Genomic DNA, 15061 nt, shown 5'->3' with positions numbered 1-15061 from the left:
GTCGCACGGCGCCGGGCGGCACGGTCGACGCCCGCCCGGTCCCGCGGGAGGGCGGAGCCGCCTAGGCCGCGGGCCCCCCGCCCTGGTCGATCCGGGTCGGGTCGCCCGGCCGCCAGGTCCGGTCGAACCAGGTCTCGAGGGGACCGTAGAGGCGGAACAGCATGTTCCAGCCCCGCCCGGGGACGGTCTGGACCCAGTTCGTCGCGCCGTTCGACGGCCGCTCGGGCCCGAAGTACACGTCGAACGACCCGTCGGCGTTCTGCTCGGCCCCCCGGGCGCTGCTGATGCCGGGCAGCCGCTGGTCCGTCTGCAGCATGGACCGGGTCTGGTTGTCGTAGACGACGAACGACCAGAAGTCCTGGGCCGGCACGTCGGGGGGCAGGTGGACGACGTAGGTCTCCGACCCGTCCAACGGTGCTCCGTCGGCGCCGAGGTACGCCACGGCGTACTGCGAGCCCTTGCCGACCATCGCCATGCTCATCGCCGGCGTGATGCCCGTGGCGTAGAAGTGCATGTAGGCACGGGCGTCGAGCAGCCGAGCGCCGTCGCGCAGGAACTCGTAGCTCCCCCCGACGAAGGGGTTCTGCCAGACGCGCTCCCCCGGGTAGAGGTAGTACTCCTCGTCGCGCGGCCGGGCCGCGAGCGCCCGGACCGTGGCCGCGCCGACGTCGGCCGCGTCGGCCAGGATCCGCCGCATCCGCGCGTCGGGCGCGAACGGCGCACCGTGGCGGATGCCGATCGAGGCCAGCAGCCCGAGGATCTCCGGATCCTGGCCGTCCGGCGGTTCGGTGCGCACCGTCGCGGCGACCTCGTCGAACAGTGCCGCGTCCATCCGGTGGACGGTGTTCAGCTCGGTCCCCGACACGTCGACCATCGTCATCTCGACGGGGTCGCTGCCGAGGGGGTGGATGCTGAACCGCTCGCGGGTCGTCCGCACCGCGGGCGCCGGGTCGCCGTCCACCGGGAAGCCCCGCCAGACCACCCAGTTGCCGAAGGTCTGCGTGCGGACCACGTGGTACCCGTCGGGTACCCCACCGTCGTGGCCGGGGGGCAGGACGAGGAACCGACCGCCCCGGCCCCGGTCGGGACCGGCGTTGCCGAAGTCGGCCACGTAGTGGAACCAGCTGTCGTCGATGATCCCCAGGACGTCCGGTGGGGTCTCCACGACGAGCGGCCCGTCGCTCAGGTCCAGCCACGACATCATGTAGACGCTGGTCGTGTTCGGCGTGAGGAACAGCGCGCGGGAGTCCATCATCGATTCGAACGCCACGATCGTGGTGTTCGCCGGACCCTGGGCGAGGATCCCCGCGCGCATCGCACGCATCGAGGCGATCTGGATGCTCGACAGGTACGCCTGCACCGCACGTTGGAAGTCGAGGTTGTCGTAGACCAGCCTCGTCGTCTCCTCGTCCGGCACCCCGTCGTGGAGCCGGAGCGTGCCGATGCGGGTGTGCAGCTCGTCCGGCGTCGCGATGCCCTCCGGGACGCTCGTGGTCATGCGCATCGTGGTGTCCTCTCGACGAACGCGGGCCGCCTGCTCGCATCGTCCTGCATCCGGCGAACGCTCGCCCTGTCGGCGGAACGGCGGCCTCAGGTCCACCCGATGCTGGCCCGGCAGCGGACCCGGGTCACCGGGCCGCCGGCAGCGTCCACCGGACGGTGGTCCCGGTGGTCACCTCCGGGTCGATCCACACCCTGCCGCCGTGATGCTCGACGACCCGCTTGACGAGCGCGAGCCCGATCCCGGTGCCGCTGTACACCTCCTTGGGGTGCAGGCGCTGGAAGATCACGAAGACGCGTTCGGCGTACTGCGGGTCGATGCCGATCCCGTTGTCCGTGCACGCCAGCTCCCACTCCTCGCCGTCGGGGCCGCTCACCCGCCGGGCCGACACGTGCACGCGCGGCGGCCGGTCCGGGTGGGCGAACTTCAGCGCGTTGCCCACGACGTTGCGCATCAGCATCGTCAGCGGGCCGCGCTCCCCCTCGACCACCGGCAGCGGGTCGCTGGTCACCTCGCCGTCCTTCTCGGCGAGGCGGTGCGACAGGTCGGACAGGACCTGGTCGAGCACGTCGGACAGGTCGACGTCCTCGCGCCGGCCGCCGGAGCGCCCCACCCGCGAGAAGCTGAGCAGGTCCTGGATGAGCCGCTGCATGCGGTGCGCCCCGTCCACGGCGAAGGCGATGTACTGGTCGGCCCGGTCGTCGAGCTGGTCGCCGTAGCGCTTCTGCAGGAGCTGGGTGAAGCTGGCGACCTTGCGCAGCGGCTCCTGCAGGTCGTGGGAGGCGACGTAGGCGAACTGCTCCAGGTCGCGGTTCGACCGCTCCAGCTCGGCGGCCTGCTCGCGCAGCCGCAGGTGGGCGTCCTCCACCTCCTGGTGCGCCGCGCGGGCGTCGGCGACCTGCTCGACCAGCTCGCGCCGCATCGCCTCGACGTCGCGCGCCAGGGCCGCGACCTCGCCCGAACCCACCGGAGGGATCTCGTGGTCGTGCTCGCCCGTGCTGGCGGCGCGGACCTCGGCGGCCAGGGTGGCCAGCGGGACCGTCAGGCCCCGGCGCACCTCGCGCAGGACCGTGACGGCGACGCCGACGCCGACGCCGCCCAGCACGACCACCACGGCCAGGAGCACCTCGTTCCACACCCGGGCGTCGTCGATCGCCGCGGCGTCGGCACCGGCTTCCAGCAGCCGCTGCGAACCCAGCGTGGCGACCAGGGCCAGCAGCAGCCCGGCGACGAGGGCCACCGTCCCCCAGCGCAGCAGCCGGCGCGCGCGGTCCAGCACGGAGCGTTCAGGACTCATCGGGCCACTCCACGGAGTCCGCGAGCATGGCGGAGCGCTCGCCCGGCACGTCCTCGGACCCGGTCCAGCCGACGACCAGCATCGCGGCGTCGTCCGCCAGGGGGCCACCGTGCAGGCGCCGGACCCGGCGCAGCACCCCCTCGACGACCCCGCCGAGACCTGCGCGCTCGACCTCGTCGCGGACGAGGTCGGCCAGACCGGCCACGCCCACGCGCAACGCGGCCCGCCGCCGTCCGACCCGACCCGGTGCGGACGACTCGTCGGCGGCCAGCGACGCCTCCACCAGACCATCGGTGTAGGTGACGACCGCGAACGGACCCTCGAGCTCGAGCCGTTGCGACGTCCACCCCCCGGGCACCGGCACGCCGAGGGCGCGACCACGCTCGACCGGCGCGAGGACCTCGCACCCCAGGGTGCCGTCCGTCCCGGTGAGGAGCATCGGGGCGAGGTGACCGGCGAGGCAGATCTCGACGGCGGACCGGTCGGCCTGCACGGTCACCTGGCACAGCGTCACGAAGATCTCCGGACGCGCACGTTCGGTGTGCAGCACCGTCTCCAGCGCGGGGAAGATCGCCTCGGGCGGGGTCCCGGTGAGCACGAGCGTCCGCCACGCGGTCCGGAGCGTCGCGCCGAGCGCGGCCTCGTCGGGCCCGTGGCCGGCGACGTCCCCGATCACCGAGAGCACCCGGCCGTCGGGCAGCTCGACGGTGTCGAAGAAGTCTCCGCCGAGGAGCCCCTCCCCGCCGGGCAGGTATCCCACGAGCACGGACACGGCCTCGTCGTCGACCAGGGGCGTGGGCAGCAGAGCCTTCTCCAGCCTCGCGGTCTCGGCCGCCCGGATCCGGCCGCGGTACAGGGCGCGTTCCTGCTCCGCCGACCGCCGGCGCTGCAGCGCGTAGCGCAGGGACCGGCCGAGCAGGTCCGGTCCGACCTCACCCTTGACGAGGTAGTCGTCGGCCCCGGCCGCCACCGCCTCGACGCCGAGATCGACCCCGCTGTGCCCCGTCAGCACCACGAGGGCGGGCGAGGCGGCGTGCCGGGCGCCCACGTGGCGCAGCCGCTGCACGGCCGTCAGACCCGCCGCGTCCGGGAGCCCGAGGTCCACCAGGAGGCAGTCCACCGCACCGGTGGCGACCTCGGCCGCTGCCTGGGAGACCGACACCGCGCGACGCAGCTCGACGTCGATCTCCGCGTCAGCGAGGAGCTCGGTGACCAGCAGGGCGTCGCCGTCGTCGTCCTCGACCAGCAGGACGCACGGCAGCGCGCCCCCCGCGGGGTCCCCGGCCTCCTCCTGACCCCCGTCGCCGCTGCTCATGGTCGGGATCCTATGCGCCGCTGTGGTCCACGTCACCGGTGGCGCGGCGGCGCGCCGCCCCAGATCACCCGGGGCGGGACACGACAGGGGTCACGGACGTGGAATGATGGTCGGCCGCACACCGAGCAGCACCTGGAGGACGCGTGGCGGGCAGGCACGACGAGCTGGCACGCGAGCAGGCGGTCGTCGACCGCCTCTACGCGCGACTCGACGAGCTGCGCGCCACGGCGCGCGCGCGGCTCGCGGCGGTCCGGCGCGAGGGACCCTCCGGCTCGCCGCAGAACCGTAGCGAGCGCGACGCCTTCGCGACCATGTACGAGGACCGCGCCGCCCGGCTCGACGCCGTCGAGGACCGCCTCGCCTTCGGCCGTCTCGACCTCGAGTCCGGCGAGGAGCGGTACATCGGCCGGATCGGCCTGACCGACGACGAGCACCGCGCGCTGCTGACCGACTGGCGCGCACCCGCCGCGCAAGCCTTCTACCGCGCCACCGCGCGCCACCCCGACGGCGTGCGACGCCGTCGGCACGTGGTGACCGCCGGACGCACGGTGACGGGCCTGGAGGACGAGGTCCTGGACCTGGACGCCGTCGACGACGGCCTGGACGCCTCCAGCCTGTCCGGGGAGGGAGCGCTGCTGGCGTCCCTGGCGCGGCGGCGGACCGGGCGCATGTCCGACATCGTCGCGACCATCCAGGGCGAGCAGGACCGCATCGTGCGGGACGAGCTCGGCGGCGCCGTCGTCGTCCAGGGCGGTCCCGGGACGGGCAAGACGGCGGTCGCCCTGCACCGTGCCGCCTACCTGCTGTACGCCCACCGGCGGCTGCTGGAACGCTCCGGCGTGCTGCTCGTCGGCCCCAGCCGCTCGTTCCTGCGGTACATCGACCAGGTCCTGCCCTCCCTCGGCGAGACCGGCGTGGTGTCCACGACCATCGCCGAGCTCCTGCCCGGGGTGACGGCCGACGCCGTCGAGGACCCGGTCGCCGCCGAGATCAAGGGCCGTCTGCTGTGGCGCGCCGCGGTCAAGCGTGCCGTGCGGGCCCGCGAACGGGTGCCCGCGACGGACGTGCCGGTGCGGATCGACGGGGTGGAGCTGCACGTGCGCCGCCGCGACGTGCGCGACGCGATCTCCCGGGCACGACGGACGCACAAGCCGCACAACGAGGCGCGCGCCACCTTCGTGCGCGAGATGCTCGGCCAGCTGGTCGAGCAGTACCGCGAGCGCACGCAGCGCGAGGTCACCGAGCACGACCTCGCCGTGCTCACCGAGGACCTGCGGGCGGACCGTGACGTGCGCGTGGCGATCAACCTGGCCTGGTTCCCCATCACGCCCGAGCGGCTCGTCGCCGACCTGTGGTCCAAGCCGCACCGCCTCGCCGAGGCGGCACCCGAGCTGTCCGACGCGGAGCGGGAGGCGCTGCGCCGCGACCCCGACGCACCCTGGACCGAGGCCGACGTGCCGATCCTGGACGAGGCCGCGGAGCTGCTCGGCGAGGACGACAGCGTCGCCCGGGCCGAGGCCCGGGCGGCCGAGGCGCGGCGCGCCGCCGAGATCGAGTACGCCCGCCAGACGCTCGCCAGCACCGGTGCCGGCCAGGGCATGGTCGACGCCGAGACGCTGGCCGCGCGGTTCGCGGAGTCGGGGCCGTCCCTGACGACGGCGGAGCGGGCGGCGGCGGACCGCTCCTGGACCTACGGCCACGTCGTGGTCGACGAGGCGCAGGAGCTCAGCCCGATGGCCTGGCACACGCTGGTGCGCCGGGTGCCCTCCCGGTCGCTGACGATCGTGGGGGACGTCGCCCAGACGTCCTCGGCGGCCGGCGCCCGGTCCTGGCAGAAGACGCTCGGCTCCGTGCTCCGCGACGGCTGGCGCCTGCACGAGCTCACCGTGTCCTACCGGACCCCCGCAGAGGTCGCCACGACCGCGCAGCGGGTGGCCGTGGCGGCGGGTCTGCCCGTCTCGCCCCTGACCGCGGCGCGCGACGCGCCCGACTCCCTCGTCGTCGCCCCGACGGACGACCTCGTGGGGGAGACCGCTCGCCGTGCCGCCGAGGAGGCCCGCCGGCACGTGGACCCCGACGGCGCCGGACGCGTGGCCGTCATCGCGCCGGCGGACCGGGTGAGCGGACTGCGCGGCGCGGTCGCCGCCGCCGTCGGCGAGGCGCTGGGGCCCGAGGAGGGCCGGCGGCTGGCCGCCCAGCGTCCCGAGGACGCGCAGGTCCTCGTGGCCTCGCCGCGGGAGATCAAGGGTCTGGAGTTCGACGCCGTCGTCGTCGTCGAGCCGGCGGCGGTCGCCGCCGGGGCCGGCGGCTGGGGCGACCTGTACGTGGCGATGACGCGCCCCACGCAGCGCCTCGTGGTCGTGCACGCCGGCGAGCTCCCCGCGGGGCTGATGCACGAGGGGTGAGACACGTTTGGCCCCGGTGCCCCGCGAGGCGCACCATAGGGGCGTGCTGCGCGCCCTTCTTCTCGAGAACATCCACCCCGACGCCGTCGCCGTCCTGGAGTCGGCCGGGATCGAGGTCGAGTCCCGCCCCGGTGCCCTCGACGAGTTCGAGCTGATCGAGACGCTCGCCGACTTCCACATCCTCGGCATCCGGTCCAAGACCCAGGTCACCCGCCGGGTGATCGAGGAGTCCCCCGGCCTGCTCGCGGTCGGGACGTTCTCGATCGGCACCAACCAGATCGACCTCGGGGCCGCGGCGGGCCACGGCGTGGCGGTCTTCAACGCCCCGTTCTCGAACACACGCTCGGTCGTCGAGCTCGCCGTGTCGGAGATCATCGCCCTGACGCGGCGGCTCACCGTCCGCGACAAGGCGCTGCACGACGGCCTGTGGGACAAGACGGCGGACGGGTCCCACGAGGTCCGGGGACGCACGCTGGGCATCATCGGCTACGGCAACATCGGGTCCCAGCTCTCGGTGCTCGCCGAGAACCTCGGCATGAACGTCGTCTTCTTCGACACCTCCGAGAAGCTGGCCCTCGGCAACGCGCGCCGTGCGGAGACCCTCGGCGAGCTCCTCGAGACCGCCGACGCCGTGACCATCCACGTCGACGGCCGGCAGGGCAACGCCGGTCTGTTCGGCGACGACCTCTTCGCCCGGATGAAGCCGGGGGCGATCTTCCTCAACCTCTCCCGCGGCTTCGTCGTGGACGTCGAGGCCCTGCGCGAGCACATCCTCAGCGGCCACCTCGCCGGGGCCGCCGTCGACGTCTTCCCGACCGAGCCGAAGAAGCGTGGCGACCACTTCGAGTCGCCGCTGCGGGGACTCGACAACGTCATCCTCACCCCGCACGTGGGCGGGTCGACGGAGGAGGCCCAGCAGAACATCGGGCAGTTCGTCGCCAAGAAGCTCCGTGACTACCTGCTCACGGGCTCGACGATGCTGTCCGTCAACCTGCCGAACCTGCAGCTCGAGCACACCGGCGTGGGGCGCATCGCCCTGCTGCACCGGAACGTGCCCGGCGTGCTGGCGGCGGTGAACCAGGTCTTCGCCGACCACGGGGCGAACATCGAGGCGCAGATGCTGGCCACCCACGGCGACCTGGGCTACGTGGTCACCGACATCTCCGACGTGACGCACCGCGGTGCGTCGAGCAAGCTCATGGCGATGGACACCACGGTGCGGCTCCGTATCCGCGACGCCTTCGACCGTCCGGAGTTCCCGCCGGGGCCCGCGGCCGGCTGAGGTCGGCGGTCACTCCTCCGACGCGCCGGCGCCCGACGTCTCGCGCTCGAGCCGCTCGGCACGCAACGAGGTGATCGCCGCCTCGAAGTCCTCGAGGGACTCGAAGGCCTGGTAGACCGAGGCGAACCGCAGGTAGGCCACCTCGTCCAGCTCACGCAGCGGGCCGAGGATGGCCAGGCCGATCTCGTAGGCGTCGATCTCCGCGCTGCCCGAGGACCGCAGGGCCTCCTCCACGCGCTGGGCGAGCAGGGCGAGGTCGTCCCCGCTGACCGGCCGGCCCTGGCAGGCCTTGCGGACCCCGGACACCACCTTGTCGCGGCTGAACGGCTCGGTCGCCCCGGACCGCTTCACCACCGACAGGCTCGCCGTCTCGATCGTGGTGAACCTGCGCTGGCAGGACGGGCACTGGCGACGACGGCGGATCGCCGCACCGTCGTCCGAGGTCCGCGAGTCGACCACGCGCGAGTCGGCGTGTCGGCAGAAAGGGCAGTGCATCCGAGATCTCCTGCGGTCGGTGCCGAGCCCCTGCCCGGCTGCCCGACGAAAGTATGCGCAGGCCCGGGCTCGGTGCAACACAGCACGGCACCGCTACGACCGCGGGAGCACCAGCACCTGCCCGACCTGCAGCGACGAGTCCGGCATGCCGTTGAGGTCGCGCAGCTCGGCGACGACGACGCGCAGGTCCTCGCCGGGCTCCGCCAGCCCGGCGGCGAACTGCCAGAGCGTCTCCCCCGGGGCGACCGTGTGCAGCCGGACCTCGATCGGCTCCCCCGGCGAACCCGCCACGGCCTGGGACCCCGCCAGCGCGACCGGCAGGCTCACCGCCACCGCCAGCAGGAACAGCACCAGCCGACCACGCGCCGTCAGTCGCAGACCCGCCAGACCCCACCGGTCCAGGAGGCCTGCCGATCGTGTCTCCGTCGTCGCCATGACGTCCGTCCCTCCGTGGTCGCGATCCTTCGTACACACGTTCGTCGAACACCTGTTCCCTTGATACCACGACCGCGCGACACACGTCGAGAGATCTCGAACAGATGTTTGATGTCGCAGGTGATCTGGCCTAGGCTGACGACAGCGGGATGGCAGGAATGTCGGGTTCGGGCCGGGCGTGCCGGCCACCCGCACCTCGAGACGGCACCAAGGGAGCGACGGATGGCGACGCGACAGGACAAGGACGCGAGGGGCGCCGGCAGCGGTCTGGCGTCGGTCTCGGAGCTCGCGCCCGGGGCGGACCGGCTCACGGCGCGGCAGCGCGGCGTCCTGACGACCATCCGCGAGTCGGTGGAGTCCCGCGGGTACCCCCCGACCATGCGCGAGATCGGCGAGGCCGTCGGGCTGGCGAGCCCGTCGTCCGTCAAGCACCAGCTGACGGTGCTCGAACGCAAGGGCTATCTCCGGCGCGACCCCCACCGCCCCCGGGCGATCGAGGTCGTCGACCCCGACACGGGCCGGACCGCCAGCACCGACGACCGGCCCGCCCGCACCGCTCCGGCACCGGACGGCGAGGGCGAGGAGACCCCCGTGCCGTCGTACGTGCCCCTGGTCGGACGCATCGCCGCCGGTGGTCCGATCCTCGCCGAGCAAGTCGTCGAGGACGTCTTCCCGCTGCCCCGGCAGCTCGTCGGCGACGGCGAGCTGTTCCTGCTCAAGGTCGCCGGCGACTCGATGGTCGACGCGGCGATCTGCGACGGCGACTGGGTCGTGGTCCGGCGCCAGAACGTCGCCGAGCAGGGCGAGATCGTCGCCGCCATGATCGACGGCGAGGCCACGGTCAAGACGTTCAAGCAGTCGGACGGCCACACGTGGCTGATGCCGCAGAACGCGGCCTACTCCCCCATCGCCGGCGACGAGGCACAGGTGCTCGGTCGCGTGGTGGCGGTGCTCCGCAGCCTCTGAGACCGGCCGCCCGTCCGCGCGGGCGGCACCCGGTCAGAGACCGAAGCGGTGCAGCACCGCGCGCACGCTCTCCGCGGAGGCCCGCAGCCCGGCGGCCTCCTCGTCGGAGACCGGCGTGTCGATCACCGTGGTGGCGCCCCGGGCGTCGACCAGCGTGGGCATCGACAGGCACACGCCGTCGATCCCGTGGAAGCCGTCGACCCGGGTGGAGACCGGCATCACCCGGTGCTCGTTCTTCAGCACGGCCTCGACGATGCGCGTCGCGGCGAGGCCGACGGCGTAGTTGGTGGCCCCCTTGCCCGAGATCACCTTGTAGGCCGACTCGACGACCTCGCGGGCGATCGTCGCGCGCGCCGCGTCGTCCAGGGGCGGTCGGCCGGGCAGGGCCTCCCACTCGAGCAGCGGCACGCCCGCGATCCGTGCCGAGCTCCACAACGCGATCTCCGAGTCGCCGTGCTCGCCGGCCACGTACGCGTGCACGTTGGCGGTGGCCACCCCGCAGTGCTCGGCGAGGGCCGCCCGCAGCCGGGAGGAGTCCAGCACCGTCCCCGACCCGAAGACGCGCTCCGGCGGAAGACCCGAGACCTGCTGGGCCGCGAAGGTCACCACGTCGACGGGGTTGGTGACCATCACGTAGATCGCGTCCGGTGCGACCTCGACCAGACCGGGCAGGATCTTGCGGGTCAGCCCGATCGTCGCCTCGGCGAGGTCGAGCCGGGACTGTCCGGGCTGCTGCTTCGCACCGGCGGTCACGACCACCACGTCGGCCCCGCGGCACACCTCGACGTCGTCCGACCCGATGACCTCGGCCTCGGGGACGAACATGCGTCCGTGCTGCAGGTCGAGCACCTCCGCGTCGACCTTCGCCTTGTTCACGTCCATCAGCGCGACCGTCCGCGCGGTACCGCGCGCCAGGGCCGCGTACGCGAGGGTGGAGCCGACCGATCCGGCTCCGACGACGGCAAGCTTGGTGGTGCTGCGAGGAACGTTCACACAGGACAGACTAGGTGTCCAGGCGCCGCAGCGCACCGCGGACCAGATGCTGGTCGGTGGTGCGCCAGAAGTCGGGCAGCGACCGGGTCAGGAACGATCCGTACCGTGCCGTGACGAGCCGCGGGTCGAGGATCGCCACGACACCCCGGTCGTCCTGGGAGCGGATCAGCCGGCCGGCGCCCTGGGCCAGCAGCAGCGCGGCGTGCGTCGCGGCGACCTGCATGAAGCCGTTCCCCCCGGCCTGCTCGACCGCTCGGGCGCGGGCCGCCTTCACCGGGTCGTCCGGTCGGGGGAACGGGACGCGGTCGATCAGGACCAGGCGACAGGCGTCGCCGGGCACGTCCACGCCCTGCCAGAGGGACAGGGTGCCGAACAGGCAGGTCGCCGGGTCCCGGGCGAACTCGGCCACCAGGCTCGGCAGCTGGTCGTCGCCCTGGCACAGCACGGGGACGTCCAGTCGCTCGCGCATCGCCTCGGCCGCCGCGGTGGCGGCCCGGCGGGACGAGAACAGACCGAGGGTGCGCCCGCCGGCGGCCTCGATGAGGCCGGCGATCTCGTCCAGCTGGGCGTCGGTCGTCGGCTCGCGACCCGGCGCCGGCAGGTGCTTGGCCACGTAGCAGATGCCCTGGCTGCGGTAGTCGAACGGGCTGCCGACGTCGATCCCCCGCCACGCGTCGTCCTCGGTGCCGGTCGAGGCGGCGAGCCCGAGGGACCGCGCCAGCGGGTCGAATCTGCCGCCCAGCGTCAGCGTGGCCGACGTCAGGATGCCGGTGCGCTCGGCGAGCAGCTGGGAGCTGATCAGCCCCGCCACCGCCAGCGGGGCCGCGTGGAGCCGGCCGACGCCGTCACCCCACGGTGCGTCGGCCGGCGGACGGGAGCACCACAGCACGTCGTCGCTCGTGTCCTCGGCGGCCATCCGCTCGGCGACGTCGAAGAGCTGCTGCACGGCCGACTGGGCCATCCGGATGCCCGCGTCCGGCTCGGCGCCGGGCTCGGGCCGCAGCTCGGCGAGCAGACCGCGCGCGGCGTCCCGCACGGCGGACACCGCGGTGTGCAGGGACTCCGGGAGGCCCTGCGGATATCGCTCGGCGGGGACGGAGGCCAGGACCTGGGCGAGGCCCTGGGCGGCCGCGTCGAGGTCGTCGGTGGTGCGTCCGCCGTGGCGACGGGCGAGGCGGGCCGCGTGCTCGACCGTCCCGGCCGCGAGGTCGACCGTGGCCGCCGAGGTGATGCGGTCGGCGAGCTCGTGCGCCTCGTCGACCACGAGCACGTCGTGCTCGGGCAGCACGTGCTGGTTCCCCGAGGCGGCGATGCCCAGCATGGCGTGGTTGGTGACGACGACGTCGGCCTCGCGGGCCGTGCCGCGGGCCTGCTCCGCGAAGCACTCGTCGAACACCGGGCAGCGCTGACCGAGGCACTCCAGGGACGTCACCGAGACCTGCCGCCAGGCACGGTCCGGCACGCCGGGGACGAGGTCGTCCCGGTCGCCGGTGTCGGTCTCCTCGGCCCAGGCGTGCAGCCGCCGGACGTGGTCGGCCAACCGGTCCGACCCGGCGTCGCCGCCGCGCGCCGACGCCGGGTGCTGCTCCGCGGCGGCGCCCTCGCCCGGTCCGGGGTCCGGGGGCAGGTCGAAGAGCGTCGCGTCGTCCGTCGGGTACCCGCCGGTGATCTTGTGCCGGCACAGGTAGTTGTGCCAGCCCTTGAGCAGGGCCACCTGCGGGGGTCGCGGCAGCGCGGGCGCCACGGCGTCGGCCACCAGGGGCAGGTCCCGGGTGATGACCTGGCGCTGCAGCGCCAGGGTGGCGGTCGAGACCACCACCCGTTCGCCCTCGGTCACCGCGTGCCGGACGGCGGGGACCAGGTAGCCGAGCGACTTGCCGGTCCCCGTCCCGGCCTGCACGAGCAGGTGCCGTCCGTCCTCGATCGCGCGCGCGACCTCGGCGGCCATCTCCCGCTGACCCTGCCGGGGGCTGCCGCCCAGAGCACCGACGGCGCGGTCGAGCAGCGCGGGGACGTCGGGTGCGGGTGCGGGCTCGGCGGTGTCGGACGGGGTCACCGGAAGATCCTACGGGCGCGCACCGACGCCGCGCCGGGACGGTGCACGACCGTCACACGGCGACGGCGTCGAGCTCGGCCGCGAGCCCGGGATCGACCCGACCGCGCAGCCGCGTGCCCTCGGCCAGGTACTCCTCGTCCGTGAGCTCCCCGTGCTCGTGGACGCGGTGCACCAGGTCGCCGCGGGAGTAGGGCACGACGAGGTCGATCTCCACCGCCGGACGCGGCAGGGCGTCGGCGATCAGCTCCTTGAGCTCGGCGATCCCCTCCCCCGTGTGCGCCGACACCACGGCGGTGCGGCGCTCGCGCCGCTGGATCCGTCCCACGGTGACCGGGTCGGCGAGGTCGGCCTTGTTCAGCACGACGATCTCCGGGAGGTCCTCCACGCCGGGGATGTCCGACAGCACCTCGCGGACGGCGTCGATCTGCCCCTCCGGGTCCGGGTGGGAGGCGTCGACGACGTGCAGCAGCAGCGCGGCGTCGCCCACCTCCTCGAGGGTCGAGCGGAACGCCTCGACGAGCTGGTGCGGCAGGTGACGGACGAACCCGACGGTGTCGGCGAGCGTGTACAGCCGACCGTCCTCCGTGCGGGCACGCCGCACGGTGGGGTCGAGCGTGGCGAACAGCGCGTTCTCCACGAGGACCCCGGCGTCGGTGAGGACGTTGAGCAGCGAGGACTTGCCCGCGTTGGTGTACCCGGCGATCGCGACGTTCGGCACCGAGTGCCGACGACGCTCGAGGCGCTTGGTCTCGCGAGCGGGTGCCATCGCGGCGATCTCCCGGCGCAGCTTCGCCATCCGGTTGCGGATCCGGCGCCGGTCGAGCTCGATCTTCGTCTCACCCGGGCCCCGCGAGCCCATGCCGGCGCTCGCGCCGCCGACCTGGCCGCCGGCCTGCCGGGACATCGACTCGCCCCAGCCGCGCAGGCGGGGCAGCAGGTACTCGAGCTGGGCGAGCTCGACCTGGGCCTTGCCCTCCCGCGACTTGGCGTGCTGGGCGAAGATGTCCAGGATCAGGGCCGTCCGGTCGACGACCTTGACCTTGACGACGTCCTCCAGCGCACGCCGCTGGGACGGGGCGAGCTCGGTGTCGACGACGACGGTGTCGGCCCCGTTCGCGGCCACCATCTCGGCGAGCTCGACGGCCTTGCCGGACCCCAGATAGGTGCCCGGGTCGGGGTTGGCGCGCTTCTGCAGCAGGCCGTCCAGCACCTGGGACCCGGCGGTCTCGGCCAGGGCGGCGAGCTCGCGCAGCGAGATCTCGGCCTCCCGGGAGGCCGCCTCGCCGCCGGTGTGGAGCCCGACGAGGACGACCTTCTCGAGCCGCAGCTGGCGGTACTCGACCTCGGTGACGTCGTCGAGCTCGGTGGACAGACCGGTGACCCGGCGCAGCGCCGAGCGCTCGGCCAGGTCGAGCTGGTCGCCGTCGTAGGCCGAGTGCACGGTCCCGCCCTCGGCCCGCGCCGTCCCGGCCCTCGCGAGCACGCGCGCGACGACGTCGTTGGCGATCGACTGCGCGTCCCGGGACTCCTCGGCGGCGGGCCCCGTCGCGGTCTGCTCGGGGTCGGTGGGGGTGTGGGTCAAGTCGTTCCTCTCGCTGGCTTCGGCGGGTACAACAAGGATCCCACGCGGTTTCGTCCCGACGAAGCGGATTACGATTCCCCCCGTGAGCGACCACTACTTCACGGCCCGCCCGGCGTCCGACGACGAACGACGCGGCGTCGTCGTCCACCTGGCCGGCCAGGACGTGACCGTGGAGGTCGCCCCCGGGATCTTCTCCCCCGGCGGTGTCGACAAGGGCACCCGGATCCTGCTCCACGAGCTGCCGCCGGCACCCGCGGGCGACCTGCTGGACCTCGGGTGCGGCTGGGGCCCGATCACGCTCACCGCGGCGCTCGAGAACCCGGTGACCACCGTCTGGGCCGTCGACGTCAACGAGCGCGCCCTGGACCTGGTGCGCCGCAACGCCGACCGCCTGGGCGTCGCCGACCGCGTCCGCGCGATGGCGCCCGACCAGGTGCCCGACGACGTGACCTTCGCCGCGATCTGGTCGAACCCCCCGATCCGCGTGGGCAAGCAGGTGCTGCACGACATGCTGCACCGCTGGCTGCCGCGGCTCGCTTCGCCGTCACCACCCGACGGGGGCGCGTGGCTCGTCGTGCAGAAGAACCTGGGCGCCGACTCTCTGGCCCGGTGGATCGAGACCGAGCTCGGGCTGGCGACCCGGCGTGCGGCGTCGTCGAAGGGGTTCCGCATCCTGCACGTGACGCGCTGAGGTCCGGGCCACCCGCGGCGCGTCACCACGGGCTCCCGCTGCG

General features: G+C 73.8%; 12 protein-coding genes. 4 read left to right on the top strand and 8 right to left on the bottom strand.

Annotated features, from left to right (window positions below):
- Positions 1 to 61 precede the first annotated feature (61 nt).
- From Q6349_RS08700 to Q6349_RS08690, 3 genes are all read right to left on the bottom strand, one after another.
- Positions 62 to 1498 carry a DUF1254 domain-containing protein gene (locus tag Q6349_RS08700; RefSeq protein WP_304603716.1) on the bottom strand — a complete coding sequence of 479 codons (1437 nt, stop codon included), beginning with the start codon at positions 1496 to 1498 and terminating at the stop codon, positions 62 to 64.
- A gap of 130 nt (positions 1499 to 1628) precedes the next feature.
- Complete coding sequence (locus Q6349_RS08695) at positions 1629 to 2798, bottom strand: ATP-binding protein (RefSeq protein WP_304603715.1); 1170 nt, start codon at positions 2796 to 2798, stop codon at positions 1629 to 1631.
- Positions 2788 to 4113 (bottom strand): PP2C family protein-serine/threonine phosphatase, encoded by a 1326-nt coding sequence (locus Q6349_RS08690; RefSeq protein ID WP_304603714.1) that lies wholly within the window; start codon positions 4111 to 4113, stop codon positions 2788 to 2790. Before Q6349_RS08690 ends, Q6349_RS08695 begins: the two co-directional genes overlap by 11 nt.
- 143 nt (positions 4114 to 4256) lie before the next feature.
- On the opposite strand from Q6349_RS08690, the gene Q6349_RS08685 reads away from it, so the two are divergent.
- Both Q6349_RS08685 and serA read left to right on the top strand, forming a co-directional pair.
- Complete coding sequence (locus Q6349_RS08685) at positions 4257 to 6518, top strand: AAA family ATPase (RefSeq protein ID WP_304603713.1); 2262 nt, start codon at positions 4257 to 4259, stop codon at positions 6516 to 6518.
- Between the two features lie 43 nt (positions 6519 to 6561).
- The gene (gene serA, locus Q6349_RS08680; RefSeq protein ID WP_304603712.1) at positions 6562 to 7800 is read left to right on the top strand and encodes a phosphoglycerate dehydrogenase; all 1239 of its coding nucleotides are present in this window, start codon (positions 6562 to 6564) and stop codon (positions 7798 to 7800) included.
- A 9-nt stretch (positions 7801 to 7809) separates the two neighbouring features.
- Here the strand turns inward: serA and nrdR are convergent, their stop codons facing one another.
- Both nrdR and Q6349_RS08670 read right to left on the bottom strand, forming a co-directional pair.
- Entirely contained in the window at positions 7810 to 8295 is a 486-nt protein-coding gene (gene nrdR / locus Q6349_RS08675; RefSeq protein WP_304603711.1) for a transcriptional regulator NrdR, read from the bottom strand.
- Positions 8296 to 8388: 93 nt separating this feature from the next.
- On the bottom strand, positions 8389 to 8730 hold the full coding sequence (locus tag Q6349_RS08670) for a LysM peptidoglycan-binding domain-containing protein (protein ID WP_304603710.1): 342 nt from the start codon (positions 8728 to 8730) through the stop codon (positions 8389 to 8391).
- 222 nt (positions 8731 to 8952) lie between these two features.
- Between Q6349_RS08670 and lexA the strand changes: the two genes are divergently transcribed.
- Positions 8953 to 9696 carry a transcriptional repressor LexA gene (gene lexA / locus Q6349_RS08665; RefSeq protein WP_304603709.1) on the top strand — a complete coding sequence of 248 codons (744 nt, stop codon included), beginning with the start codon at positions 8953 to 8955 and terminating at the stop codon, positions 9694 to 9696.
- A 33-nt stretch (positions 9697 to 9729) separates the two neighbouring features.
- Here lexA and Q6349_RS08660 read toward each other — a convergent pair whose 3' ends face one another.
- The 3 genes from Q6349_RS08660 to hflX are packed head-to-tail and all read right to left on the bottom strand — an operon-like array spanning position 9730 to position 14327.
- Positions 9730 to 10689 (bottom strand): L-lactate dehydrogenase, encoded by a 960-nt coding sequence (locus Q6349_RS08660; protein WP_171247763.1) that lies wholly within the window; start codon positions 10687 to 10689, stop codon positions 9730 to 9732.
- A 10-nt stretch (positions 10690 to 10699) separates the two neighbouring features.
- Complete coding sequence (locus tag Q6349_RS08655) at positions 10700 to 12745, bottom strand: ATP-dependent DNA helicase (protein ID WP_304603708.1); 2046 nt, start codon at positions 12743 to 12745, stop codon at positions 10700 to 10702.
- Positions 12746 to 12797: 52 nt separating this feature from the next.
- Positions 12798 to 14327 carry a GTPase HflX gene (gene hflX / locus Q6349_RS08650; protein WP_304603707.1) on the bottom strand — a complete coding sequence of 510 codons (1530 nt, stop codon included), beginning with the start codon at positions 14325 to 14327 and terminating at the stop codon, positions 12798 to 12800.
- Between the two features lie 73 nt (positions 14328 to 14400).
- On the opposite strand from hflX, the gene Q6349_RS08645 reads away from it, so the two are divergent.
- A complete protein-coding gene (locus Q6349_RS08645) occupies positions 14401 to 15018 on the top strand; it encodes a class I SAM-dependent methyltransferase (protein ID WP_304603814.1) in 618 nt (205 codons plus the stop codon).
- Positions 15019 to 15061 lie beyond the last annotated feature (43 nt).

It is taken from the genome of Isoptericola sp. 178, assembly GCF_030586525.1.
GTDB lineage: Bacteria > Actinomycetota > Actinomycetes > Actinomycetales > Cellulomonadaceae > Isoptericola > Isoptericola sediminis.
The sequence above is the reverse complement of the archived record's forward strand: the minus strand, read 5'-3'. Positions and strand labels throughout refer to the sequence as shown.

Coding starts and splice junctions, on each gene's coding strand:
- lexA (WP_304603709.1), top strand. CDS start 8,953: ATGGCGACGCGACAGGACAAGGACGCGAGGGGCGCCGGCAGCGGTCTG.
- nrdR (WP_304603711.1), bottom strand. CDS start 8,295: ATGCACTGCCCTTTCTGCCGACACGCCGACTCGCGCGTGGTCGACTCG.
- Q6349_RS08695 (WP_304603715.1), bottom strand. CDS start 2,798: ATGAGTCCTGAACGCTCCGTGCTGGACCGCGCGCGCCGGCTGCTGCGC.
- Q6349_RS08670 (WP_304603710.1), bottom strand. CDS start 8,730: ATGGCGACGACGGAGACACGATCGGCAGGCCTCCTGGACCGGTGGGGT.
- Q6349_RS08690 (WP_304603714.1), bottom strand. CDS start 4,113: ATGAGCAGCGGCGACGGGGGTCAGGAGGAGGCCGGGGACCCCGCGGGG.
- Q6349_RS08700 (WP_304603716.1), bottom strand. CDS start 1,498: ATGACCACGAGCGTCCCGGAGGGCATCGCGACGCCGGACGAGCTGCAC.